This window comes from Halioglobus sp. HI00S01 (assembly GCF_001635445.1).
Lineage (GTDB): Bacteria > Pseudomonadota > Gammaproteobacteria > Pseudomonadales > Halieaceae > Halioglobus > Halioglobus japonicus.
The window spans coordinates 1-216 of sequence record NZ_LWEE01000288.1 but is presented as its reverse complement, the minus strand read 5'-3'; the positions used below and the strand labels follow the sequence as shown (position 1 = coordinate 216).

Annotated in this window: 1 protein-coding gene; it reads left to right on the top strand. The window is 51.4% G+C overall.

The genetic code is table 11. The features are described from left to right. Nucleotides 1-216: VOC family protein (locus A3709_RS19565; protein ID WP_197484309.1), on the top strand; the 216-nt coding region annotated here is incomplete at both ends.

Here is a 216-nt window from a genome sequence, read left to right as displayed (position 1 = left end):
ATGATTACCGCACTTGATCATATCGCCATTGCCGTACCGGACTTCGAGAAGGCGATTAAGCGCTTTATGGAAGACTTTGGACTAACCTTCAATGGCACGGAAGACGTTGTGGCGGCAAAGACCAGCACGGCCTTTTTCCCACTGCCGGAAACCCAGATCGAACTGGTGCACCCCTTGAATGGTGAAGGGCCGATAGCTGGTTATCTGGAAAAGAAG